This window comes from Kordia sp. (assembly GCF_050633145.1).
Lineage (GTDB): Bacteria > Bacteroidota > Bacteroidia > Flavobacteriales > Flavobacteriaceae > Kordia.
This window is the reverse complement of the sequence record NZ_JBOEFY010000040.1, coordinates 217,340-242,662: the sequence shown is the minus strand read 5'-3', so window position 1 is coordinate 242,662 and position 25,323 is coordinate 217,340. Positions and strand designations below refer to the sequence as shown.

The following is a 25,323-nucleotide window of genomic DNA, read 5'->3' as shown; positions in this document are numbered from 1 at the left end:
CAGTAGTTTTTTATTTTGCTACATCAAAATTCATAATAAACATCTTCTAAAGTAATGCCAGTAATAATTGATAGATGTGATGCTTCATGAACAATGATTTCGTCTCCAATATTGATGTCTTGATATACATTTTCGGGAACTGAAATAACCTTATAAGATGTTGTTATTGTATTCTTTTCATGCTTTCCTTTACTGTTTGAAATGGTTGTAAAGAGTTTATCAGTTACCTCTGTACTAATAAGTTGTTTTCTTCCGCTATCTATCGATTTTTTAAAATTAAAATACAGCACTACAGCTTTATACACTTGCACAAGTACAATGATTGGGATAGGAAAAAGAAAGAGAACAAATATGAGCAATCCATTATAAATCAGTCCAAAAACGACTGCGCCTAAAAGTCCAGCAACAAACAATCGAGAACGCATTTTTGTATCGTAAAATGCACGAATAGCATTTTTGTCTTTTCGCGTTAAAGGTGCTTGTCTAATTCTTGAATCAGGATAATTGCTTCTTTTCGATCTATCAATAACAGATGATGAAATTGATGCAGCACTTTTAAGTACTTCATAAAATAGAATCACATGCGATTTTGGCGCGATTTCAAAATAAACAGTATCGCCAACTTTCACATTTCGATACATAGCATATTCTATTTTGTGTTCTATACCATCAATAGTGATATAATAATAGCGTTTTGTGTTGGTTTTACGTCCGCTAGAACTTCGAACGCCAGAACTTCCCGTTCTTGAAGTACTTTGTTTAATATCAAGCCTTTTATCTTCAATAATTCCTTCAAAGCAATCTTTAACTCCTGCACTCAAATCAGTCACAAAAATTGAAATCATATACGCAATGACGCCAATAAAAAACAATCCAAAAACGCCAAAAATAATTAGTGGAATGTATCCGAAACCATCCGTTTCTTGGAAAGAATCACGCAGCGCAAAAAAATAGATAGCTGAAAAAATGCCAATAAAACACAGCACTAAAGCTGCCATAAACCATAATTTCTTCTTTATCTTTTTCCGATCTTGATTTGTAAGTCTTTTTTGCATAGTAGAGGTGACTAAATTACGTTTCAAAAATTGAATTTTTCAGAATAAATAACAATACGAAGAATTGCGTATTTTTTGTATGTGTGAAAATATCATACTTTTTAATTTGATTTTGTATGAAATTCTTTTAGTAACTTTAGAACAATCAATCCACAGAATTATGACAGCAAATAAAGCAGGTATTATTCCGACAATTCAATATAAAAATGCAAAAACAGCCATCGAATGGTTATGTGCAGCATTCGGATTTAAAAAGCACCTTGTTGTCCCTGGAGAAAATAATACAATTATACATGCACAACTGACATATGAAAATTCGATGATTATGTTAGGTTCCGAAAACGATGGCGAATACGGCAAATTGATAAAAACACCCAACAGTTTGAACGGAATGAATACGCAAGCACCTTATATAATTGTTGAAGAAATTGATGAACATTATAAGAATGCTGTTGCCCAAGGTGCAAAAATACTTTTAGACATTAAGGATCAAGGTTATGGAGGTCGTGGCTATACATGCAAGGATATTGAAGGACATATTTGGAATTTTGGCTCATATAATCCTTGGAATTAGCATAAATAGGAAAACAATACACAAACAGCGTTACCAACCATTAAAAGAAAACAATCTTATGCACATTAAACAATTAGAAAGCGTATTCAATCTTGAATCGAAAGAACGTTATGGATATCTGATAAGAAAAATTGCGGATTTTGAAGAAGTTTTTTTGATTGCTGATAAAAAGGGGAATTATGTAACCTTAGGGAGTGACAATGAAACGGTTATTCCTATCTGGCCAGAATTAGAATTCGCTCAAGAATTAATCAAAAAGGAATGGAAAAAATGTGTCATAAAAAAGGTTGATCTGTATGATTTTATGGATTGGATGGACAAATTAGAAACTGAAGATTATCTTATTGGTGGATTTCCAAATCAAAAATTGAATTCTATTGTTGTGAAACCAACCGAAATTAAGAATCATTTGATATTCGAATGCCAACAATACGAATAAATACTCGTGAAATAATAACTAAAAGAAAATTATCATCGCTTTAGTGTAAAATGTCCTGTGTAAATTGTTCCTATCATTGGTCTTTCTACTTTAAACCAATAATCGCCAGAAGGCATTTTTTTGCCATTATAATTTCCATCCCAACCTTTAGATAAAGGATGTAAAGTCGTAATTCTTTTTCCATAACGATCAAAAATGTAAATTTCTAGTGTAGGATCGCTATCGGAAGCAATAATTTGCCAATTGTCATTGAAACCATCATTATTTGGCGTGAAGAATCGCGGATAGTTTAGTAGATACACTGGCTGCGTAACAATTCCGCAATCGTTTTTATCTCTCACATACATTGTGTATTCGCCTGCGAGTAAATTTTCAAACAGATTCAAATCGGTATAATTAATACCATCTAACGAATATTCGTAATCACCCAAACCTTGTACAACAACGGCAATGGTATTTTGGTAATTAGTCCAATCGGTAATAGTAACATCAATACCTGTAGCTGGACCAGATTCTATGACAGTAAACGTTTTTGTATTGCTGCAATTTTGTTGTTCGCCAAAAACAGTATAGCTATTTCCAACTTCAACAGTATAGGTTCCTGCGGTATCTACAATAATACTTTCGGTACTTTCTCCATTAGACCAATTATAAAAATCGGCAGGAACGCCAGAAGACAATACAACAACTCCATCTGTACACAAATACAACGTTTCATTTTCGTTTATAATAGGTGTTGCGAGTACATTAATCGAAAAGTCTATAATATCAAAACAACTTGCATTCGTAGTATCTTCTATACGTACGTAGATTTGCTGCGGATTGGTAGTGTTTGTATGTGTACTACTAATCGGATCTACATTCATCATTGCATTTTGCGGACTTAGATGATAGGTAATAGCATACGTTCCAGTAAGACCGTCTAAAATTTCATCATTTTGTGAAGCTAAATTAAACGTTGCCATATTTGGATTGTCTAAAAAACTACACTCAAATAAATCATTTACTTCATTGGCAATAATGGCAGGAGTAATGGTAATTTCAAAATCGGTTGTATCAAAACAGGTCGCATTTCCTGCGGCTTCAATTCGTACAAAAACTTGCTGCGGATTGTCTGTAGTTTGAAAATTAATAGGCAATGCACTAATATCATCATCTGCATCTTCTTGCGTTAAATGATACGTAATTACAAAGTCACTGGCATCTTGATTTAATAATACAGCACTATCAAATTGAGTTGTCGTAATAATTTCAAAACCATCATTACTTTGATCGTCACAAATATCATAATCATCAACTGTATTTGCTACAGGCAAAGGATTTACGATAAGCGTAAAACTCGTAATATCATGACAACTAGCTTGCGCTGAATTAAATACTCTTGCAAAAATTTCCTGATTATTAGTTGTATTGTCAAAAGACAACGGCAATTGATTTTCGTTATTTTCTGCATTTTCTAAGGAAGCATAAAAGGCTACATTAAAATCTACATCAGACTGTCCGCCAAGTGCTTCACCAATTTTTGTAGAAAGGTCAAAATTTTCTATTTCATTATTAGAAATATCATCACACAAAAGATAATCAGAAACTGGATTGGCTGTTGGCACTGTATAAATCGTAATCTCTCGCGTGGTTACTCTTATTTCTCCATCAACAGTAATGGTAACAGCTACTTCATAAGTTCCAGTATTTGCATAGGTGTGACTAGGATTCATTAGATCAGAAGTACCACCATCTCCAAAATCCCAAGCAATGGAAGTGATATTTTCTTCTGTAGTATTTAAGGTAAAATTAGTTTCATCGCTCAAACAGACATTTTCAAACTGAATACTCCCCACAAAGAACGATTGAATAAAAGTGGGAAGTCCAAACCTAGATTGTCTGCCTTGTAAATTAATTTCTTGATTTAAATACGTGGCGGCAGTACCAATTTCATTAGGAAATTCTATAACGTCAAGAAATGGATTTCCTGTATTTGCCAAATATAACTTTTCGTCAACAGCTAACTGAATCGCACCAATAATATCAGATCCTTGATATAAAATTACATCTGAATTTTCAATATCTGCTTGATTCCCCAAAGTAATATTAAACTGATGTACAGTACTTTCAATGGAAGAACCAAAGCTTAAATCTGAAACATAAAGCAATTCGGCATTTGGAGAAAACTCAAGTCCGTACGCGCCATTTTGTGCTCCAGGGTAAAAAACGTTTTCTAATTTTATGGGATTGGAAATAATTCCTGTAGCATCGTCAAAATCAAAAATTTCTACAAAGCTACCCGAAGACCATTGTGCAATTGCTAGTTTATCTCCCGTAGAAGAAGTTTTCATATAGCCAATTGTTTTGCTACTATCGCCACTATGATCTGAACCGATATTTTGTACAGTTGCAGTTTCATTAACACCTGCCGAAGTCACTTCGAATATCAAAAAACCATCGCCGCCCCAAGCGTGACTTAATACCCAAAAATCTATACCATTGGCATGTTGAATAGCTGTAATTTTCTCGGCAGTTGGAGTCCAAAGCGGTACATTTTTAAAAGTGGTTACATCACCATTCCCGCCGTTTAAGGTAAGATCAAATTCAGAATAACGAAGTCCATCATTGGCAGCTTCATTATCTACCGTAAAAATGTAATAAATGTTAGGATCGTTTGGTTTTGGAACTATAATAGCCGATTGAGTACTAGAACTATCGCCCGTTAAACCTGTACCATTTGGAGTTATTTGATGATTTCTGTCCCAAACAGATCTTCCATCAGTATAAAAAAGTAACTGACCAGATTCACTTGAAATGGTTGCTACACCTTCATTAGTTTCTAAAGCGCCATCTGTGAGTGCAGTAGGAGGCGAGGTATTAAAGTCTAAGCCTGCAGTGGAACCAAAATACCAATTGACACCTTCCCCTTGTCCAAATGCAACATTTAGACAAAAAAAGAACACACCAAAAACAAATTTGTAATATTTCTTCATACAATTTTATAGATAAATAATACTAATTTCAATTTAAAATAACTGGGCAAAATAGTTCGTTTTTACGCTGTAACTTGCAAGGAATAATGGTTTTAGGCTGAACCATTTTTTCTTGGTGTAATGAAAAAATCATTTTCTGTTACAGTTATTTTAAATTTATCTTGGGGAGATTTTCACCTAAATATACAAAATACTGTTATACGGAGATTGTTTTTTAGCTAAAGATCGGATAGAATTCGTGGAATTATCGTTTTTTATTGCAAACTATTCAATTCAGTTTCCAACTCATCAAGCGAAAACTCTTTAAAATTTGTGAGTTCAAAATTTTCAGTATCAGTCGTAGCCGTTTCTACTGACAATGTTGGTTTTCCGTTTGCATAACTAATTCCTATCACTTTAATCTCTTTCTCTTTCGGGATGTTTTTAAAAACCAAAACGCCATTTTCATACGTTCCAGTCATAATGCTTTTTATGTCTTTAAAAATGATTCGAATTTTGGTTTCTTTCGGATTCGTTGTTTTGACAATAAAATCGGTTTTTTCATTTGCATCAACATCCCAAAATCGATCACAATTTATCCAACCCATTTCTGTTGCTGAAAACATATAATATTCTAAAGCATTTGGGTCAATTTTTTCAATAGCCGTATTTGTGTAATTGGCATATTTTTCTCTAAATTTTTGTTTAAACTTTTCTTTATTAAGCATACGCTTAGAGCTAATACCTAATGAAAAACGCCAATCGCTGTTACTCTCGTCTAAGTCAATAAGAGGAAGCGATTTAAACAATTCAGTTGTTATTTTTATCGCTTGTTCATTATATTTTTCATCAGAATAAAATCTTGGCTTGAAATTATGCATTTTGCCATTTTTATCAATATTGAAATCTAAATTAATGTACCAATTATTTTTGTAAAATAAATAGGCGTCTGTGCTGTCAATATCTTTAAGAGTCTCAATATAATCAATAATGGTTTTATTAGTTCCCTTAAATTGTATACGATCAAATCTCGATGTCCATGTATAAGGTGAATATCCGTAATAATATAAATCGTCAGTCATTTCAATTGGATATTCAATGTTATAAAAACTATCTCCTTCTCCATCTGTAGTATTTGCTGCCCTTTCAGCAGTAAACTCAAATAATTCATAATTTGGAATCCAAGTTTTAGTACTGTCATTCAATTGTACTTCATAAAATAAGTCCATTTCTTTGTCAGCATTTTTCTTAGGAAATCCTATAACAACCGCTTTTCCCTCTTTAACAGAAAGCTTTTTTCCATTCGATTCTGCATTCAAATAAATCATTCCATTTGTTTCAAGGATTTGATCTTTTGAAGTCGTTTGCAAATCTTCAAAAATCATGTCTGTAAGACTATAACATTCTTTGATTTCAATAGTTACAGCAGCAGTTGGCGTAGTTCCATCTTCAAATTGAAACGTATTTGCAGGAATATAAATAGAAGTTCCTTTTTTTCCTTTCAAAATGGTTTCTTCGTTTACTTTTACTTCAAATTTTTCTACTGTAGGTGAAAGTACAGTGGTAATTTCTGCAATAGAATTGACAGGAATAGTTCTCTTCTTTTTTTCGTCTGATGCGCAATTAGTGAATACGAACGAAGTGATTAAGATTCCTAGAATTAATTTGAAAGTGTTTGTCATAAGTATTTCTTTTTCAAAACATTATATATAAAAATCTAAATGTTAAGGAGTTGATTTTTAATTTTTTATGATTCTTTTTAAATGCCCGAAAAAATAATTCTCACCATCAAAAGGACGTGTTTTTATAAACTGTAACCAATCTTTTGCAGCTTTTAAAAAGCTTGAAAGTGGAATAGTACCTACTACATTTTTAACTTCATAGTCAGTTATTTCTATTCCGTTCTCGATAATAAAAAAGCCTCCAGATTTTGGACTTACATATATACAAGAATCTTCTTTTTCAAATGAATTCCAGGACTTATCTTGTGCTTTTTTTATAGAATCAATTATTTCTTCTATTTCATCAGCTGTTTTAAGTGCTGAAATTATTTTGAGTGAATAACCATAATCTGTTTCACCATTTGTTTCTACAGTCTTTTTGATAAAACCTCTATCATACTTATTTTTAAGAACTATTTTTTTACTCATTTTGTGTATGCTAACATGTCAATATATGGCTCTTCGTATTTAAAATTGAAGTTAGCAAAAAAAGAAGTATGAATATAGAACATCTTCAAAATTTCCCATATCAAAAAATCATTCCAAAACCGAATAATATTGTGTTATGAAACGCACATATACATAGGCTGTATCTGCTTGTACTTTGAAACGCAATTGTAAATTTTTCTCATCATTCTTAAAAACGGTAGAATCTCTTTTATAACTTTCTTCACCACCAAAAATCTCTTGCATAATTCCTTCTTGATAACGCTTATTGTAAGTCCAAACAATCCAATCGTCGTCAGTAGCTATTTTTGTAAACTTTTTCGGTTTTTCAGCTTGCCATTTGTTCAGAATCACCACTAAACTATCTTTTTTCATTTTCAGAATAGTTCGGTTTGCTTCAAAAGCAACATCTTCATTGAGTTCTATATCACTCTTTTTAATGCTATGACTCCAAATAACCCAAACGCCTACCGTAAATGCTACAAGGACAACTATTCCTAGTACTTTGAATATAGGATCTATTTTTTTAGTTCTCTTTTTCATCAGTAATTTTTTATTTTATGAAATTTGTCAGATAGATGACTCATTTCATAAATCATAATACAATTTAAAGGATTCTGAGTTTACAATTAAGTCAATGAGTTTTCGCTGTTTTGCCTGATATTCTGAGTTTTTTACACTATTAATCGTCAATAGCATCGTGTACAATTTAGGTTCAGTTTCATAAGTAGGCAAGGTTAAATCGACATCACTAATAATGACTACCAACGATTTATCATTGACTTCATTTCTCTTGCTATTATGCGTTCCTGTTTTGGCATATATATAAAACGTGACTTCTTCTTCTGTTTTTGTGTTTTCAACTTTAAACGTATTCTTGTATTTAAACACACCTTGCGCAGTTCCTTTTTTAGGAACATTGTGCATTGTTTCATAAATGTTTTTCTTTACAAAATCTTTATAGGCAGCATCTGTCCAATCATTTACGGCGAAATTTACCTTTGTATATGTGCTATCTTTTTGTTCTTGTACAGAAGCTTTTACATTTGAATTTAGTTTGTACAAGCGAACAACATTTTCTAGCATTCCTAACTGTGTCAACTCAAAAGGACTTCCACCTTTGGCAGGATTGATTATGTTGTTTCTTAAATCTTCTCCAGCAATATTAGTAGAGTTTTTAATAAATGCTTGCTTTTCAGGAAAAACCCATTGATAGTTAAAGTTACTATTTCGAATGGCTTTGCTAAATAACTCTTCCGTTTTGTAAAATGTATTGATTTTATTTTCACTATTAAAAACCACATACGAAGAATCGGTGCGTGTATTTCGCTTCTCGCGAGACGTATCAAAACTAAAATTATTAATTAGTCCAGATCGCAATACATAATCGGTGCTATTCAAGTCTCTAGGAAGCTTATCGTAAAAATCTTCCGAAAGCACATAATGCCTTTTTCCAATTAAAAGTCTCGGGAAACGTTCGCGCATTTTAATCGTATCTGAATCTGGTCGTAAAATTTCTTTTTTATAATTTTTAAGTCTTTTGTTGGAGTAACTACCTAGTAACATCATAATTCCGTTATACGCGTTTCTAGATTTTAAAATATAGGTTTTGTTGTCTATTTCTCCTTTAAACTCACCAGTAGCTTCCAGCCAAGGTGCCACCAAACGTTTGTTCCCAAAATACTTGACTTGTTCGCCTTTTAAACTTTTCTTTTTTGGAGCAGAATAAATTTCATCACTATACATATTGTTTAGTTTGATAGCATTCCAATCAAGTTTCTGCTGTGAAGTAACTGCGCTGTATACAATAGGTTTTATGGTAGATCCAAATCCTCCAGAAGCATTCATTTTACGAATATTTCTTGTGCCTAATGTTAAATCTTCTTGTCGTGTATTAAAGTAGATTTCTTCATAAATCTGACTCAGTTTTCTATAATCATTTGGGTTGATTTTATAGTTTTCTTTCCCACGATTGTAATCAAACATTGCACGCACATGTCCTTCGCCATCCATCACCGTTAAAAAGAAATCGTCATGAATTTCTTTATTAATTGCTAAATCGTATAAATCTTGTTGCAATTGATAATCAAACGTAGCTCTTTTGGCTTCTTTTGGCGGCGTTTTTTCATAATTTTTCTCTAATAATTTTGAATAATTATATGCCCAAATCATCCCTTTTCCTAACGGATAGAAGAAACGCTGCTTTCCATTATAATTGTAGTTTAAGGCTAAGTAACTCTCGGAGTTATAGCTCACGCGTAATGGTCTGTAATCTTCAATTTTGAAAATATCTCCATTATTCAGAATGAAATCTGAAAAGCTAGTCGTATTATCTTTTTTGTAAATGCGCGTTCTGTTTGAAAGTGTAACGCCTTTTACTTTCTTTTCGTTGCTAATTTTTGCTACAATAGCGTCATCGTCTGTAAAGAGCCATTTGCTCGGCACACGATATAGTTTGATGAGTTTCGATTTTGCAAACGCACTTCCAAACAACTTTCTATCCAATGCAATAGGTTCATAATCTTTGGTACGCCTGTTAATGAGTTGTCCACGTTTAAAAATTGAATCACGCTTTTTCTGCTGTACAGGTTGCAAATAGTATTGATTCGGAGTTTCCATCGCTAACAAATCGCCACGCCAATCTGGATTTTCCTTCGAACTTTCAAAAATAGGTTTGATGCGGTAATAACTACTATTCACTACAAATTCAAACTGATCTGAATAACGTTTTTTACGAATGTGTAAAATATGTTCTAAATTTTTAGCTTCGTTCATGTCGAAACTTTTTAGTGCCGATTTTAAGTAGTTTGCGTCTCGTGGTTGCTTCACGTAATTGTTCACCATTGTGTCAATTTTCTTAAATCGAGCTTCTTCAGTATCGCCCAAGTAAGTATCTAAAATTTCAGGAATATGCTTGTAATTTAAACTTCCCAATCGCTTGGAACGTTTGTATTCTTTTTGAATGGTTTTAAAATCCGAATTCATAATATCTACAAAGCCTTTCAATCGCTCAACAGGCTGTGTTGCTTCATGCGTAATCATATTCGGGTCGTCCATGGCGCTCACTGCACTCCAAACTTTTCCACCAATGATAAACGTAAGTACAGTTGTTAAGACAAAAGCAGGAATTCGAATGTTTGCAGGTGCTTTTTGTTGTACGTTTTCAATGTTTTTATAATTCAGATGAAAGATCAAATATCCAATTAACACAAACGGAATTACAATGGCTGCTTTTCCTGTTAAGGTTAAGAATGGAAAATCTTGCCCAATAAAAATGACACTATTGATACACACCAAATACATGATGATGCTTAAAATTAGAAACAGTGAAACTGCGCCTAAGGTTTTAAAGTAGTCAATTGGATCTGCGTGCTTTTTCGGATAATAATAATAGCCTACAACGAGTAATAGAGCTAAAAAATGTGCGATTAATAAGATTGGCAACCAAATATTATGTTCAAAAATTAAATAACGTAAAACGACAAATTCTCGTGTTTGCACCGTAAGACTCACACCTCTAGAATTGTACTGCGTACGAATATTTGGAAAATGATACCCAGCTTTGTTTTTTACACGTTCATACAAATGGTTGTTGGCAAACCAATGACTTTCAGAAGCCCACAAAATACGTCTTGCTTTGGTCGAATTAAAATCTGCATCCAACAGCATTTCTCCAGGTGTTGTGTAAATAATTTTTCCTCTGGCGGCAATTCGCCCATTACTTGCATTTTTTAAACCTGGAATTTGCGGAATGATGTAATGTGCAAAGAATACACAGAAAAATACGAACAAATAAAACCCTGTGAGAATCGCATATTTTTTACGTCGCCACGGTTTCTGTTTCAATAAGAAATACGTGTTTTTTATCAAAAAGTAAAAAGAACCAATGGCAAGTGCAATCAAACAAAACCCTGCATCAAAGGCCAAGTAGATTCCAACATAAATTCCGAAATTAATCAAACGTTTTCCAAACATTGTCCAAATAGAATCGTTCGGATCTTCAGGAATTTTACTGTCAATATATATAAATGTAAATAACGGCAGTAGGATGGAAGCCAAGATGAATACAAAACCGATGGCAACTTTTGCTATAAATAAAAAGGTGAAAACTGCAATCCAAATTCCGAAAAGGATTCCAATTTTAACGTATAACGATTTTAGGTTGATTTTATCTACAAATGCTTCTAGCAAATGCGTAAAAGGAATTGGAATTTCTTGTGTTTTTATATAGAAATACGCGAATCGGAATACTAAGAATCCAATCAATGCAATGATGCTCCATGTAAAAGAAGCCATGTTTTGAAGTTCTTGAAATTCAAAGAAGGTAATGTCTTCCAATGGCGGAAACGCGTACATTCGCCACAATAAATAAATACGAACGGTTAAGAAAACCGTAATGACCCAATAGATAGTGTATTCAATTTTGAGCGCATTGAGTAATTTACTTTCAGAAGCATCACTTTTCCCTGAAAAGCCAATGCTTTTTCTCCATTTGTGAATTAGAAAGTAAAAGAATAGCGCCGCAATACACAAGATGAAAAACGGAATCCAATACCAGCTTGTCAAGGTGTTGTTATTGTAGTTTTTGACTTGCACGATATAATCAACCGCTTTGGTGTTTGTTTTGAGTACAAACGGTTGGTTTTCTTGAATTTCTTCTAGTTTGAGATCGCCCGAATTGTTATCAATTTTAATCGCGTTTAATTGTGTTTGTCCATCTTCAATGGCATATTTTAAAGACGCGTTGATGTGATATCGATTGTTGAAGGTGCTTCTTCCTTCAAAATTGATGACTCCGCTGTATTCGCGCGAACTTTTTATGATATCATCTACAGAAGTGGAAATGAGCAATTCTGCCGTAGCGATAGAATCATTGAAGTATAACGGATAACGAACAGGCGATTTATGATTGAGTCGCGAACGATTTGGTTGGTAGTGTACTTGTAACTTTTTACTTTTATTTTGACCAATTCCGATGTAGAAATAGCTTTTGTCTTTCAGTATAATTTTTTGCTGTTTCGGAAGTGGTTGTAGCGTTTGCGAATTTAAACGTACGTTTTTTACCTTCTCTAACAATTTCCCTGTGTACAAGTGTAAAGGTGCAGCCGTTTTTCCGCTAGGATTGCTGTAAATGGTATGTCGTACAATATAAGTTTCCTCTAAAGTTTCAATTTCCGATTCGGTCAATTCAATGTCAAAACTAGCTTCTACCATATCCAATATCGGATAGCCAATAGTAAGTTTGCTGCGTTTGATTGTATCGATTACTTGTTCTCCATTTTTGATGTTTTCATTAAATTTAAAAATGAAAAAATGCTCTTTTTTGTCGTTTAAATAATAAGAACAAGATAATTTTCGATTGCTAGAAAACGGAATGTCTAAATCTTGTTGTGGATTCCAAACAGGAAGTGATTCATTCGCGATTTTATAGTTTGTTCCTGCATCATTTATAGAAACCAACAACGGTTTTCCTAAATCTTCATAGGTGAGTTCAAAAGGTGTTTCTGTATTTGTTGAATCTACTTTGATGGTAAATTTCCCTTGTTCTTCATCAAATAAGGCGTTTGCAGGTTTGTCTGCATTCATCAAATTTAACTCGTGTGTATTGGAAAAATCGTAGCCTAAATGTTCTATAGCATGTGTTTCTACATTTTTATAGAACTCTGTATCGCTCGATCGAATATAACGCGCCAAAACCCACACGCTTACTATTAATAATGCTGTAAGCGAAAACAGCATGATCTTTTTTCCGTTGTTTTGTGACGACGAAAATAGCAAGACTGCAAGCAAGCATACAATACTGAAAAGTAAATAAAAACTGAGCATGGGATTTCCTTTTTTTAGTGTAAACCTTTCAATTCTTCGTTGATGTCAATTCCGTCAATCAAATGTTCAATTTCGTTGACGCCGTTTTTGTGGAGAAACGCCACAATGGTGTTTATATAACTCGTTGCCGTATTTGGATCAAAGTTTTCTTTTGGAACTTCTGTAAGCGATTCTCTCTTTAAAATTCGTCGAATATTACCTTCTGTTTTGTTGTCTGCACTCCAATTATCATTGACAAATTTTGCCAAATCCATCGCGTTAAACGCAATAAAAGCTAAACGTTTCGTTAATTCTGCATTGTCAAAATCGCGTGCTTTGTTTTGGAATTCTTTGATATGCGGATCGTACAAGTTTGCAAAGTACTTTTCGGCTAATTTATTGTTATTGTCAGTCGCTTTCTTAGAAACTTCCAACGCTTCATAGGCTTGTTTTGCTTGCGATTTGATAGTTGCAATTTGATCGGAAGCGGTTTTTTCTGCCATTTGAATTTTGTCTGCGGAAACTTTTTTTACAGCTTCAACTTGTTGTAAACTGTCTTGTTGCAGTTTTTGTTTTGTTTCTTTTAGTAGCGATAACAATTTTTCGGTGTTCTTTTCTTTTCCGTTGAAAACCAAATTGTATGCTTCTTCAATCTTATGTAATTTATCAGGCGTGTTACTTTCTGTTTGAACTGCTTGTTGTTTTTTAGAAATATCGTCAATGACAGGTTTCCATTTAGAATCTCTATTACTAAAGGATTTATACCAAGTATTTAGGTGTTGCAGCAACTCACTAATAGAATTCGCTTTGTCGGCACCGTTTCGTAAACTCGAATTACTACTCAACGTAGCAGTAATAATTGTATCAATTGAATCGTTCGGATATTTTTCTTTCAGTTTCAATAATACTTCTACATCTTTTTTGAATTTCTTGTCTTGTTCCAGTATTTTCAATGCTTCTGCAAATGTTTTAGCATTGTCAATAGATTCATATTTAAAACCAATTTCTAATAGATTTGGCAATCCTTTAATGACTTCTTTTTTCTTTTTTAAGAAACTTTTGAGCTCACCTTTATCTTTTATTGAAGTAAATGCATTCCACAATTCAGCATTCTCTTTTTGTGAAGCTAATTTTTCTATTTGTGAAGGATATACTTCTTTTAATGTCTTAAGAAAAGCAGTTTCATCTTTGTCCTTTGCGGAAATTATCTTTTTAGAAGTTTCTTGATGTTCGATTAAAAATCTCAATTCCTTATCTACACCAGATTTCCACGGAAGTTTAGAAACTTCATGCAATGAGTTGATGCCGTTTAGTTTCTGTTGAATGATTTCTGCGTCTGTTTTTGTAGGTTTCGGAGTTTCTGTAACTACCTCACGTTCTTGTACATTTCCAATCGTTCTATCTTCAGTCTCGGCTTCAACTTCGCTTTCAGTTTCAACTTTAGTTTTGTTGAATACATTTTCTTTCACCAATAAAAACAACGAAGTCAAGACTCCTAATCCGAGCAATAAACGTGTGAGTAGCGAATTTCCAACAGTAGAAAGTGTACTAGTAGTTTCATGCGAAATGGTATTGGCTTCAAGCGTTACAGTGTTGTTATTGGTTTCATCTAGCTGAAAAGCAATGGTTTCCATAAAGAAGTCAAACAAATCTTCCGCTTTGTTTACTGCTATAAATTGTTTCCATCTGGAAGTACTAATAGGTAAATCGAGCGCTTGAGAAAATGATTCTTTTTTGTATTGATTTTGGTTCCAATCTTTAAAGGAAGCATTCGTTTTTTTCAAATTCGTTAATATAGGCGCTAAGACTTTTTTTGTAGTTTCTTCAACTGTCGGATCTACTTTTCCAATAGTAGTAATGCTTGTGGCATCGCCTGAACGAATTGGAATTGAAATGGTTTCATCGTTTGCAACCAATGTAAGTTCAGCACCATTTTTTGTAAACACAAAGCTTTTTAAAGTTGCATTTTTGAATTTATCCTTGTAGTCTTTTATTTGTTGTATAGAGTCATTTTTGTGATTGACTTTTGGCTCTTTATGATCAAATTCAAAGAATTCAGAAGTAACAGTATATTTTTCGTTGTCTTTTGCTATTGTGTAATGAAATTTGTCTTTGCTTTCAGATTTCATGTATTCAATCGTACTCCAAAGAAAGAAATGAATAGATTTTGTATTGTTTGCATTTACTTCTGCATTGTTTTGAGTTACTTTTTGTTTACGAAGCGTTTTAAACTTTTCAGCGAAAGCGGCATTCCAACCAAGTAATTTTGGAAAGTTTGCAGAAGCATATTTACTTTCTGTCCATTTGGAATTTGCTGTTAATGCTACATTTCCAATGTTTGAGTTTGTAAGCATGGCAAAATTACCGTTGCTATATTCAGAGAAGTTAAAGTTATATGCATCGGTAGCATTTAATGTTAGTACAATAGGTTGTGTAGCAGTTCCACTATTATCAATTAGTTGTACAGTTACCGTTTTTCCACTTTTTTTAAAGTAGAGCACATTGGTAGAATCGTTTGCTTTTGCTTGTAAACCTGCAACTTCGTTTTGAAGTTCGTTGTATGGTTTTAATTGGAGCTTCTCAATAGCTTCAGCGTTAGATATGCTTTGTTCTGCAGAAGCGGAATTCAGCTGTTTACTTATACTTTTTGACGATCCTGTAAAAATAAACAACAGGATAAAAAGGAGTAAAACTACTGCGTAAAGTATGGTATTTAGCGTTTTTTTATTCATCATCGGTGTATGCTTATTAATTTAATCGTCTAAAAGATCGCCAGAACTTTTCTTATTGTTGCTATCTTTTATTTCTTTTTTTGTTGTCAGTAAGAAGTTTTCAGTACTGTCTTCTTCTTTTCTTTGTTGAGTTTCGGGCAAAATGATTGTTTCTGATTCTTTTTTCTTAGGAATTTCAAATTCGACATTTGTCTGTTTCGATTTCTGTACAGTTTTGTTGATTCCTAAGTATGAGATTTCTTTGATAAATCGGTTGTACATTTCTGGATCAGAAGTCATAGATTTCCCTGGTCCAAAGAGTGTATCATTTAAAAAGTTTCTATAATCGTTGTATCTATCTGCTTGTGCAGGATAAAACGCATTTGCATCACTTTGTAATAAAAAGGCAAAATCCGATTGCATTCCTAAATAGTAAATACTCGTAATTTCATCGTCAGAATGATCTTTGTTTTGACTTCTGTCTGCTGAATAGTGATAATTGAATCGTTTTAACTGATCTTTATCGATGTCTACACCAGAAAATAACGAATTGTTTTCCGATTCATTGTCAAACGTAATCAATAAATTACTGTTTGAGTTCACGGAGAAGTTGGTAATACGCTTTAGGTTTACGGCTTTTTTCTTTAAATCTTTCGAACTCATAAAATCAGGAAAAATCACAGATTTGTAGTCTTTCACTTTTCCTAACCAGTTTTTTATTGGTGTGTATTTGATGCGCTTTTCTAATGTTGTTTGCAGTTGCGATCGGAATAAATCGAATTTCATTCCACGACCACTTAGTACAATATATTTAATGTCAGTTATAAGTGCACCTTGATTTCCTTCCACCAAATTTTCAACGAGTGCTTCTACCAAATGCAGCGATTGTGCTTCAATAAAATCCTTTGGTCTGTCTAAGGTGAAAACCCATGCATTGTCTTTGTCCAACTGATCAAAACTCTTTTGGAGTACTTCAATAGCGAGGCGATCATCAGCATTGTCAATATGTTGTAAAAACTGCTGAAAGAAAGGTTCTTCTTCAATATTTTTATGATATTCTATGGAATAGTTCATTTTTAAACGCTCGTAGAATTCTTCCAAGGCAAGTGCTTGCACCATATCTACACGTTGAATGAATGCACTATATTTTTCGGGACTTCCATATTTTTCGGTAAATAAACTTCCGACAGCTTTTAAGAAGATATTCGTCAAATATTGTCCTGCGCCAGCCATTCCACCACGATCTATACAACTATAGGATTCACTTCCTTGAAATTCTAAAATTGAATAATCGATTGTTCCTCTTCCGGCATCAATGATTAAAAAACGATCGTTGATAGTAATGTCTTCTCGTTTTTTATCGACTCGTAATGAGTTGTTTCGCAAATACCCAATTAAAGAAGCATCACTTTCCGAAATAGCAAAAGCTTCGATGACAATTGGTGTTTTTACCATTTCTATTTTGCCGCGTTTTGTGAAATATTGTTCTATGAATTTTTTATTGAATTTTTCATTCAGACTCCTTAAAATAGTATTCACACGATCTTGATCGTACACATTTGGCATTAATAATAATAAACGCATAAACAAGGCATTTTTTCCTTTCTTCATTTCGCGTGTTCCAATTCCGATCAAAATTTGATAGATATACGAGATGAGTTCTACCAGATTGTCTTCACTTTTGGTTCCGCCTGTCATTCCTTTGCCATCCAACTCAATATTGATACCAGCAGAAGGATCTAAGTACGCGAGTTTCAAGTTGCCAATCATTGTTAAGTTGTCCTGAATTTTTTCAAGATAGGTTTCCTTTTCGTTCAATACGTTTGCAGTTCCTGTGTATTCGCGTTCGTGCGTTTTCCAATTCCAAAGCATTGCATTGTTGGCTTGGTTATAGTTGGCAATACGCGTAGGATCGAGAAATGTACGATCGGACAATAAAGCCATTACACATGAAGGATCGTCATAACTTGGAGATAAAGCTCCTTGTTTTTTATAAATGATTTTCCCTGTTTTGTATAAATCTTCATCCGTTTTGTCACGTTGAATATAATCGGTTTTATGATCACCTACGTTAAGTGCTGCGTATCCTTTTTTGATTTCATTAATGATAGAAATATTTGTTGCCACTGGGCTAATACCTGGCGAATGTTTTTCAATAGGTAAATACGCCATTTGTGTAGCTTCTGATCCTAAATCAATATTTAAACTACCAAATTTGTTTTCTTCTTTGCTTACAATTAAATAGCAAGAACCAAAACGCATTTCTTCGTCTTTTTCTTTATATGTAAAATGTACATGAATTGCGCCCCAATCGGATAAAGTTCGAATGCTATTTCCTGTAAAGTTGAGCTTTAAACCTTGTTTTCGAGCATTATTCGTTTCTCCAGTAAAATACGTACCTATTTCTCCTTGTGCATCTTCGGCATAATCTCCCAAACCAATAGTAACTTCCCACACAGGAACTCCATCAACGTCTAACAGTTGTTCATTTAAAACGCTAGGGTTTAAGGAGGTTTTACGATTTGTTTCTGGAATAATAGACGTTTTTTCAGGAATGGAAAGCAGCAATTTATTATTGCTATTTACCACTACAAACGCTGGATCATACCAAGACTTCGGATCAATACTTAAATTGATCGATAATTCTTTGTTGGCGACTTTAATAGGCAAAAATCTATTATTCATTTGTATATATTGATTTATAAAAATAATCTTGGACGTTTGTTTGCAACGTGTGTCCTTGACATTTTATGATATATTGGTCATTATTTTTTGTCACGTCAAGCGTGATCGTATCTGGATTTCCGATATCTAAGTAATTTTCTCCATTGATCGCATATTCTTTTCTATCGGTCAAATGCATGTCATATACTTCACTGTGCGGATGCCAAAGTAATTGAATAGAATAGGGTTCAATAGTAGCATCGCTTGGTCGTTCCATTTTAATACGCAATGTATTTTTTTCTACAGCTTCTTTGTGATATGTTACTGAATTGTACATTGCTACTTGTACTTTGGTAGCGTAATCTTCTTTAGAACAAAGCGATAAATTTACAGGGAAAAACGGATACTCAATCGCTACTAAATGATTTGAATCGCTTTCTTTTCTATAATACGCTTTCAGTTTTACTTTTTTATGTTGTTGCTGTTTGAATTCTTTTTCTATGGCTGCCAATTCATGATTGATGATTTCTTCTAAATTATCAGTTGTATTCAATTTAATTTTATAGTGCTTTAATACCTGAATCGGTAAAAATGTTTTTAAGCTGTATGGACGAATGACATTTATATATAATAGACTAGTGTCATCGGTTTGAATTTTGTTACACAACAGTATATAATCTGCTGTAGTTGGAATATCATTTTTTAGAAATAAATCGCTAATCATTCGCTCATTTTGCAATGTCTCTAAGCTTTTGTGGACATTTTGCTCAATCACAGCAGCTAGAATATTGTACTCATTTTGAGAAGCATCTTCTTTCATGGTGAAATTTAACACAGTATCAACTGTTGGATATGGAATAAAGTATATCGTATAGTTTTTACCATATCTTTTTCGAATTTCTGTGTGATATTCGGTTTCTACACCTTGAATGTTCTTGGTATCACCTTTTTTAAACACGTGTACTTCTACATCATTTATAAATAATACGTTCTTCTTAGAAATTACTGTAACCCATTTTTTTGAGGATGAAGTATCAACTGCTAACTGTTGGTTTGTTATAAAATGATTTTTGAGTTGTACAGTTGTAATAGTGTCATGTTCTTTGGTGAATCCTGCGTATTGGATTTTTTTCTTCTTTTCAGAACGTTTAAAACCATTTTTAATAATTGTGGTTTCTCCCGATGGACCAATTATAATACATTTTGGTAGATGTAACTTGTAAATGATATATGCAATCCATAATACCAATAATCCTAATAGAATGGCTCCAATTTTATAGAGTGTTGTTCGATTTAGTGGAGAGTTGGCTGCATATACATTAGTATGTTCTTCATGAATGCGTATTTTATGAATGCGCTCACCCAATAAATCATCCCTATACATTTGTTGTCCAATTCCGCGAAGTGAAACTGTGTTGGCAAATACACTATTTAACACGACAGGAATTTTTTGAATGCTATCTTTTTTTAGAACGATAGGATAAGAAAGTGGTAGTAATTCATCATTTACAAGAATAGAATCTAACTTTACCAAATGATTCTTAGTTATTTCTGAATTTATCTTTAATTCGATAGCATCGCTTTCTGGCGTATTAATTTCAATGGCTGAAGTAGTTTGTGCTGGTTGTAACAAACCTTGTCTTGTAGTATATGCATACGCAAAAAGTTTTGGTTTTCCATTTTTTTCAATAGGAGGAAAGACCGCTGAAAACGCACCACGACCTTTACTATTTACATTAAACGGACTGTAAATAAGCGCACTTAATGTACTGTCGATTTCTTTTTGTTTGTTGGGAACAAACTTTCGAATCGTTTTATAATCTTGCAACCATTGATCGGTTTGATCGGCATCATCAGTAATACTGCACAATATGATTTTATTGTAATTGCGTAAATTCAAATCTTTATAATCTTCCAAAAAAGAAGCCAGTGTCAACGGTTGAATTAATGATACAAACGAAGTTGCATACGGAAAGTTTTTAGTATTCCAAACGCCATACATTGCTTTAAAACGTCGTTCAAAAATACCTGCGTTTTCAAATGTATACGGAGTTGATTTTTTAGTAGCTTTTCTAATAAAGCGATCGCGGAAATTGGCACTTCTTCGATTTTCTCCTTTTAAATATGCTGGCACTTTGCTAGGAACAAATGATTTGCCAGGCATATATACAACACCACTATTATAAAAGATAAATTGATCTTTAGTGAAATCTATTTCAGAATAGAGTTTCTTATCTAAAAGTTTCTTAAAAACATAGTCTTTAAAGCCCAAACCTTTATCGGTCATCGATCTGCTTTTATCTAAGGTGAAAATCCACAAATTTCCTAGCGAATCAACATCTTGAGCTTTGCATACAGAAGTAGACATGCAATACACTAAAAGTAAAGCAACTATTCTAAGAGATTTGTACATTAAATTCAGCGGTTTTATAATTTAAATTTTTGGATTAAGAGTTCGCTTATATCTTGTACTTTAGACTTCATGTAATACGAATCTGAACTAAATATAAGAAAATGTTTTTAATGTTAAATTTATTGAGTCATTCGGGTGTATGATCGTACACTTATAACGTAATTAATTAGGATTATTTTATCTCAAATTTAAAACAATTAATACATGAAGTTTTACGGTTTCCCTTATTGAATTTTTTTTAGACTTTTAATAGAAAAAATAGTATTGAGTATATAGCTTTTTTGGAACAAAATTTATTTAGAAAAACTCAAAATATACATTCATTTTATATTTTCAGGTAAAAAATAATTTTAAATTCACGAACTTTTAAGACAAATATGCCTTCTAAAAATGATGGTGTTATTTGGTATAAAAATGACTCATTCTAGTCAATAGAATGCCTTAAAAATAGAAAATAACCTACAAAAATTTTACTTAGTCGAAGAGTTGTAATAATATAACAATCCCTTTGTTTATCGTAAAATAAAGAATGTTATATTTATAAAAATGAGTTTTTTCCTACTTTATTTTTTCGATTTTTTGAAAAAGACTAATTTCTTGTAAAATAATGAGAATTTACATTTAATTCTATTCATTTTTTTGCTAATATTACTAGGTAAAATACAAAAGCTACCCTTTTGTGTAGTGACAGACATTCGGCACGGTATTACCTTTGAAACAAAAATCATCAAGATGAGCGACAGATACTCTAGAAACAGAATCTACTTAACAGAACAAGAGCAAGAAATCATTAAAAATACCCCCATAGTTTTAGGTGGATCTGGTATAGGAAGTGTTATTGCTGAATGTGCATTACGATTAGGATTTGAAAACATTACAATTATTGATGGAGATCATGTAGAAAAATCAAATTTGAATCGTCAAAACTACACAGAAAACGATATAGACGTTGATAAAACAGAAGCTATTAAAAATAGATTATTAGCAATTAATTCTGAAGCAACTATTAAAGTTCACAATACATTTTTAACAGTTGACAATGTTGAAGAATATATAAAAGGTCATAAAATTGCCATTAATGCACTTGATTTTTCAACAGATGTTCCATTAGTGTTTGATAAAATTTGTCAAGAAAATGATATACCTGTATTACATCCTTACAATTTAGGTTGGGGAGGATTGGTAACTGTAATTGCACCAAACGGTTTATTGTTAGATAGTATTAAAAAACCAGATGGAAGTCCATTTAGTGAAGTAAATGTGGTTGAATACGCGTCTAACTATTTGAAATTTTGGGGAACACCACATGTATGGATTGATGAAATTATTGCCAAATATAAAGCGGAAACGGAAATACTTCCTCCACCGCAATTATCAGTAGCTTCTTGGACTGTAGCAGCAATGTGTGCACATATTGCATACAATATTGCAACAGGGAAAGAGTACAAAAAGTTTCCTGAATTCTATTTATCGACAATATTAAATTAAATCAACTTATTATTGGTAGCATAGGCAATTGCCTCAGATATATTTGTAACATCTAATTTGTCAAAAAGTTTTCTTCTGTGAAACTTCACAGTATCTGGAGACACGAAGATCGATTCGGCAATTTCGTTAATAGTATATCCTCTAGTAGAGAATAAAAGAATTTCTTTTTCTCTATTGGTTAACTTTATTCGTTCTGAAGTTCTCCAAAAGTTACCATCTAAGTCGTATCTAAATAATTTGTTATCACCTTTTTTATAAATAGTGATATTTCCTGCTTGTTGTTCGGCAGACAATGAAATGATACATAATGCTTTCCATATTTTACCTTCGTTGGTTAAAAACATGGGAGTCAATTTTTGATTTATTAATATGGTCTTGCCTTCTTGATTTTTAAGATGGTAATCATACGAGATTGTATAATTTTTACGATCCTCTAATGGAATTCGTTCATAAAACTCAAATCCAGCTTCATTAATTTTAAACAAAAGATTCAAATCCTCCTCTATGACATATTTAAAATAGAATGCATATCCCATTTCTTCCACTTCTTTGGCTGAATGGCCACAGAGAAATAGTGGATTGTCGGAAACATATTCAAATCCTTTTTGTTGGTAATCAATAATGTAGATACTTTTGTAAGTGGTTCTGGCAAAAGCCATGACTGGCTCTAAGTAGTTAGCAGTTTTCTGCTGATCATTATTAGAAATATTATTTACAGTATTCCTAAAAGAAAAAAAATCATTAACATCGTTCATAGTAAAATATTTAATGTACTAAAAAGTATACAACGCTATTTTTCGCTTGGTTAGGACGAAGTAAACACGCTTATTTATCATACAACTAATTATATGATAAACATACTTTATAGAACAATTCCCAATCCCTTATTTATTTGGGAAATCTATAATTATTTTATTCTGGTTTTTTTTAGGTTACTTTATTTATTCAATTTTTTAATATTAATTATACATTACTAATTAACCATTAATACGAGCTACGAATATTGGTTAAATATCATAAAATTCTTTTTTCATCATATACTATAAATGTCAATACTACAAAATTTAGTAAGATTTATATGTTTTACGTGAAAAATGATACATAGATGTGATCTTTTTCATGGCTACAATCACAACTTTTCAATGATGTAAAGAAAAAACAATATGGAGGAGTTTGTTATTTTTCTTACAGAATGAAATTCTGTATCAAAACAAATATAGTCATTGCTATTAACATGACCAATTAAACATTTTATAAAGCATAATTTCTTCACTCCTTATAATACCTGGCTTCAGGTTAAAAAACAATAATTTTTTAGAAAATAACAATTACAAAAGTGCGCAAATGCGCACTTTTTTTTATGCCTTTTTTCTGCTTCTAAAAGCCTACACAAAAGGGTAGGATTTCAAGTTTTTTTCAAACCTACCCTAAAGGGTGGTTTTTAGGTAATACGCTAGTTACTACACTTTTGTGTAACGAATTCGGGTGCTCTTAGGGATAGTTTTGAATCAAATATTTAACCATGAATCTTGAAAGAAACTACCCAGAAAATTTAGGAAAAGGACAAATCTTAGACCTAGCAAAATTTATCGTAACTGAAAACTTTAAACATCACTCAAATAATGTTTTGCCACAAAATTATGAGGATGATATTAACTCAATTTGCGACGAAGAAATTAAGTACGCTGAAAACTCAGAAATTTTTGTAGTAAAAAATGATACTGATGATATTACAGGTGCTATTAGAGTGTTAAAATGGAATTATTCTGATGTATTGCCAATTCAGAAAATTTTCGGAATCAATCCGTTACTTGCCATAACGAATTATGATGTTAACGAAATCTATCACATCGGAAGATTTGCCATCCAAAAAGAATCAAAAGACGTAAACTTATTTAAAAAATTAATGGTTTGTGCCATTGCACCAGTTTGTGCGCAAAAAGGAAATATTGCTTTTGCTGAAATAGATAGCAAATTGTTACGCGTATTACGCCTTTTAGGTATCAAAGCATCAGTTATTGGAGAATCTATTGAGTACTTAGGTTCTGAAACAATCCCAGTTGCTTTTACGTATGATGGATTGATTGAATTCTATAATAAAAACAAAGGGTTAGTTTCTGAAGAAACATTGGCATCTAACAGCTTAGTTCCTGAACTACAAGAAAGTGTAGTTTCAGAAAATATTAGCTACAACTACTCTTTAGTGTAGCAGCAACAAGCACAGTAGCTTGTATTTTTACATTGTAATTAGAAAGAATACCAGAAGACCATTATATAGTCAGTTTAGACTTAGGACTTCTAAAAAGATTACCAGGAGGACTTAATAAGTCAATATAGATTAAGGAATCCAAAAAGAATACCCGAAGACCTTACTAAGTCAATATAGACAAAGGAATTCAAAAAAATTGCTAGAAGACCTATAAAAGTCGGTTTTAGACTTAGGAATTCAAAAAACATAAATTTTTAACAAAGAAGCTTCATGTGACTGAGGGAAGCGAAGCTATATTCAAAAACCACTACTTATGAAAACTACATCAAAATCTAAATGGCATGTACTTTACGTTAACTATCGTTGGGAAAAGAAAGTTTACGATCGTATTCAGGAAGCAGGTGTTGAAGCCTTCTTACCATTAGTAAAAAAAGAAAGAGCTTGGAGCGATCGCAAAAAGATTCTTTTAGAGCCTTTATTCAAATCGTATGTATTTGTACACGTTAAGTCGCCTATGGACTTTCACAAAGCATTATCTGTAAATGGAGCTGTAGCTTACATACAATTTGGAAGAGAATATGCAGTAGTTAAAGATCACGAAATTGAACAAATCAAACTTTTAGTTGGAGACGATGAAATCTTAGACCTTACCACTAAGGAGCATTTACCTAACAAAGGAGAGAAAAGAAGAATTATTTGTGGAGCCTTAAAAGGATTAGAGTGTGAAGTACTTCGCGCTGATACAAATAGTAAAATCTTAGTACGTATCGAATCTTTAAAACAAAACTTAGTTGCAACTATTCCATCATTTTATTTAGAAGAAAAAGCATTAACCGCATAAAA

The 25,323-nt window shown here is 32.5% G+C and carries 15 protein-coding genes; 5 read left to right on the top strand and 10 right to left on the bottom strand.

Annotated features, from left to right (window positions below; all coding sequences use genetic code 11):
* Window positions 1–23 precede the first annotated feature (23 nt).
* Window positions 24–1,055, bottom strand: coding sequence for a hypothetical protein (locus tag ACRBBL_RS18890; protein ID WP_431370644.1), 1,032 nt, complete (start codon window positions 1,053–1,055; stop codon window positions 24–26).
* Window positions 1,056–1,215: 160 nt separating this feature from the next.
* On the opposite strand from ACRBBL_RS18890, the gene ACRBBL_RS18885 reads away from it, so the two are divergent.
* Window positions 1,216–1,629: a VOC family protein gene (locus ACRBBL_RS18885; RefSeq protein ID WP_431370643.1), complete on the top strand. Its 414-nt coding sequence runs from the start codon at window positions 1,216–1,218 to the stop codon at window positions 1,627–1,629.
* A 58-nt stretch (window positions 1,630–1,687) separates the two neighbouring features.
* Window positions 1,688–2,068, top strand: a complete 381-nt coding sequence (locus tag ACRBBL_RS18880) for a DUF2750 domain-containing protein (RefSeq protein WP_431370642.1) — start codon at window positions 1,688–1,690, stop codon at window positions 2,066–2,068.
* Between the two features lie 32 nt (window positions 2,069–2,100).
* On the opposite strand, the gene ACRBBL_RS18875 is transcribed toward ACRBBL_RS18880, so the two are convergent.
* The 8 genes from ACRBBL_RS18875 to ACRBBL_RS18840 all read right to left on the bottom strand — a co-directional run bounded on the left by ACRBBL_RS18875 (window position 2,101) and on the right by ACRBBL_RS18840 (window position 20,783).
* A complete protein-coding gene (locus ACRBBL_RS18875; RefSeq protein WP_431370641.1) occupies window positions 2,101–5,043 on the bottom strand; it encodes a T9SS type B sorting domain-containing protein in 2,943 nt (980 codons plus the stop codon).
* 254 nt (window positions 5,044–5,297) lie between these two features.
* Window positions 5,298–6,704, bottom strand: coding sequence for a hypothetical protein (locus ACRBBL_RS18870; protein WP_431370640.1), 1,407 nt, complete (start codon window positions 6,702–6,704; stop codon window positions 5,298–5,300).
* 57 nt (window positions 6,705–6,761) lie between these two features.
* Window positions 6,762–7,172: a hypothetical protein gene (locus ACRBBL_RS18865; protein ID WP_431370639.1), complete on the bottom strand. Its 411-nt coding sequence runs from the start codon at window positions 7,170–7,172 to the stop codon at window positions 6,762–6,764.
* Between the two features lie 108 nt (window positions 7,173–7,280).
* Complete coding sequence (locus ACRBBL_RS18860; RefSeq protein WP_431370638.1) at window positions 7,281–7,733, bottom strand: hypothetical protein; 453 nt, start codon at window positions 7,731–7,733, stop codon at window positions 7,281–7,283.
* A gap of 45 nt (window positions 7,734–7,778) precedes the next feature.
* Window positions 7,779–13,016: a hypothetical protein gene (locus ACRBBL_RS18855; protein WP_431370637.1), complete on the bottom strand. Its 5,238-nt coding sequence runs from the start codon at window positions 13,014–13,016 to the stop codon at window positions 7,779–7,781.
* Window positions 13,017–13,030: 14 nt separating this feature from the next.
* Window positions 13,031–15,730 carry a hypothetical protein gene (locus tag ACRBBL_RS18850; protein WP_431370636.1) on the bottom strand — a complete coding sequence of 900 codons (2,700 nt, stop codon included), beginning with the start codon at window positions 15,728–15,730 and terminating at the stop codon, window positions 13,031–13,033.
* Window positions 15,731–15,748: 18 nt separating this feature from the next.
* The gene (locus ACRBBL_RS18845) at window positions 15,749–18,391 is read right to left on the bottom strand and encodes a hypothetical protein (protein WP_431370635.1); all 2,643 of its coding nucleotides are present in this window, start codon (window positions 18,389–18,391) and stop codon (window positions 15,749–15,751) included.
* Entirely contained in the window at window positions 18,384–20,783 is a 2,400-nt protein-coding gene (locus ACRBBL_RS18840) for a hypothetical protein (protein WP_431370634.1), read from the bottom strand. Before ACRBBL_RS18840 ends, ACRBBL_RS18845 begins: the two co-directional genes overlap by 8 nt.
* Before the next feature lie 732 nt (window positions 20,784–21,515).
* On the opposite strand from ACRBBL_RS18840, the gene ACRBBL_RS18835 reads away from it, so the two are divergent.
* The gene (locus tag ACRBBL_RS18835) at window positions 21,516–22,271 is read left to right on the top strand and encodes a ThiF family adenylyltransferase (RefSeq protein ID WP_431370633.1); all 756 of its coding nucleotides are present in this window, start codon (window positions 21,516–21,518) and stop codon (window positions 22,269–22,271) included.
* On the opposite strand, the gene ACRBBL_RS18830 is transcribed toward ACRBBL_RS18835, so the two are convergent.
* Window positions 22,268–23,026: a response regulator transcription factor gene (locus tag ACRBBL_RS18830; protein WP_431370632.1), complete on the bottom strand. Its 759-nt coding sequence runs from the start codon at window positions 23,024–23,026 to the stop codon at window positions 22,268–22,270. The genes ACRBBL_RS18835 and ACRBBL_RS18830 overlap by 4 nt on opposite strands.
* Before the next feature lie 767 nt (window positions 23,027–23,793).
* Between ACRBBL_RS18830 and ACRBBL_RS18825 the strand changes: the two genes are divergently transcribed.
* Both ACRBBL_RS18825 and ACRBBL_RS18820 read left to right on the top strand, forming a co-directional pair.
* Window positions 23,794–24,480 (top strand): hypothetical protein, encoded by a 687-nt coding sequence (locus ACRBBL_RS18825; protein WP_431370631.1) that lies wholly within the window; start codon window positions 23,794–23,796, stop codon window positions 24,478–24,480.
* A gap of 313 nt (window positions 24,481–24,793) precedes the next feature.
* Complete coding sequence (locus tag ACRBBL_RS18820; protein WP_431370630.1) at window positions 24,794–25,321, top strand: UpxY family transcription antiterminator; 528 nt, start codon at window positions 24,794–24,796, stop codon at window positions 25,319–25,321.
* The last annotated feature ends 2 nt before the right edge of the window (window positions 25,322–25,323 follow it).

Coding starts and splice junctions, on each gene's coding strand:
- ACRBBL_RS18820 (WP_431370630.1), top strand. CDS start 24,794: ATGAAAACTACATCAAAATCTAAATGGCATGTACTTTACGTTAACTAT.
- ACRBBL_RS18880 (WP_431370642.1), top strand. CDS start 1,688: ATGCACATTAAACAATTAGAAAGCGTATTCAATCTTGAATCGAAAGAA.
- ACRBBL_RS18850 (WP_431370636.1), bottom strand. CDS start 15,730: ATGATGAATAAAAAAACGCTAAATACCATACTTTACGCAGTAGTTTTA.
- ACRBBL_RS18855 (WP_431370637.1), bottom strand. CDS start 13,016: ATGCTCAGTTTTTATTTACTTTTCAGTATTGTATGCTTGCTTGCAGTC.
- ACRBBL_RS18845 (WP_431370635.1), bottom strand. CDS start 18,391: ATGAATAATAGATTTTTGCCTATTAAAGTCGCCAACAAAGAATTATCG.
- ACRBBL_RS18835 (WP_431370633.1), top strand. CDS start 21,516: ATGAGCGACAGATACTCTAGAAACAGAATCTACTTAACAGAACAAGAG.
- ACRBBL_RS18875 (WP_431370641.1), bottom strand. CDS start 5,043: ATGAAGAAATATTACAAATTTGTTTTTGGTGTGTTCTTTTTTTGTCTA.
- ACRBBL_RS18860 (WP_431370638.1), bottom strand. CDS start 7,733: ATGAAAAAGAGAACTAAAAAAATAGATCCTATATTCAAAGTACTAGGA.
- ACRBBL_RS18840 (WP_431370634.1), bottom strand. CDS start 20,783: ATGTACAAATCTCTTAGAATAGTTGCTTTACTTTTAGTGTATTGCATG.
- ACRBBL_RS18830 (WP_431370632.1), bottom strand. CDS start 23,026: ATGAACGATGTTAATGATTTTTTTTCTTTTAGGAATACTGTAAATAAT.
- ACRBBL_RS18870 (WP_431370640.1), bottom strand. CDS start 6,704: ATGACAAACACTTTCAAATTAATTCTAGGAATCTTAATCACTTCGTTC.
- ACRBBL_RS18865 (WP_431370639.1), bottom strand. CDS start 7,172: ATGAGTAAAAAAATAGTTCTTAAAAATAAGTATGATAGAGGTTTTATC.
- ACRBBL_RS18885 (WP_431370643.1), top strand. CDS start 1,216: ATGACAGCAAATAAAGCAGGTATTATTCCGACAATTCAATATAAAAAT.
- ACRBBL_RS18890 (WP_431370644.1), bottom strand. CDS start 1,055: ATGCAAAAAAGACTTACAAATCAAGATCGGAAAAAGATAAAGAAGAAA.
- ACRBBL_RS18825 (WP_431370631.1), top strand. CDS start 23,794: ATGAATCTTGAAAGAAACTACCCAGAAAATTTAGGAAAAGGACAAATC.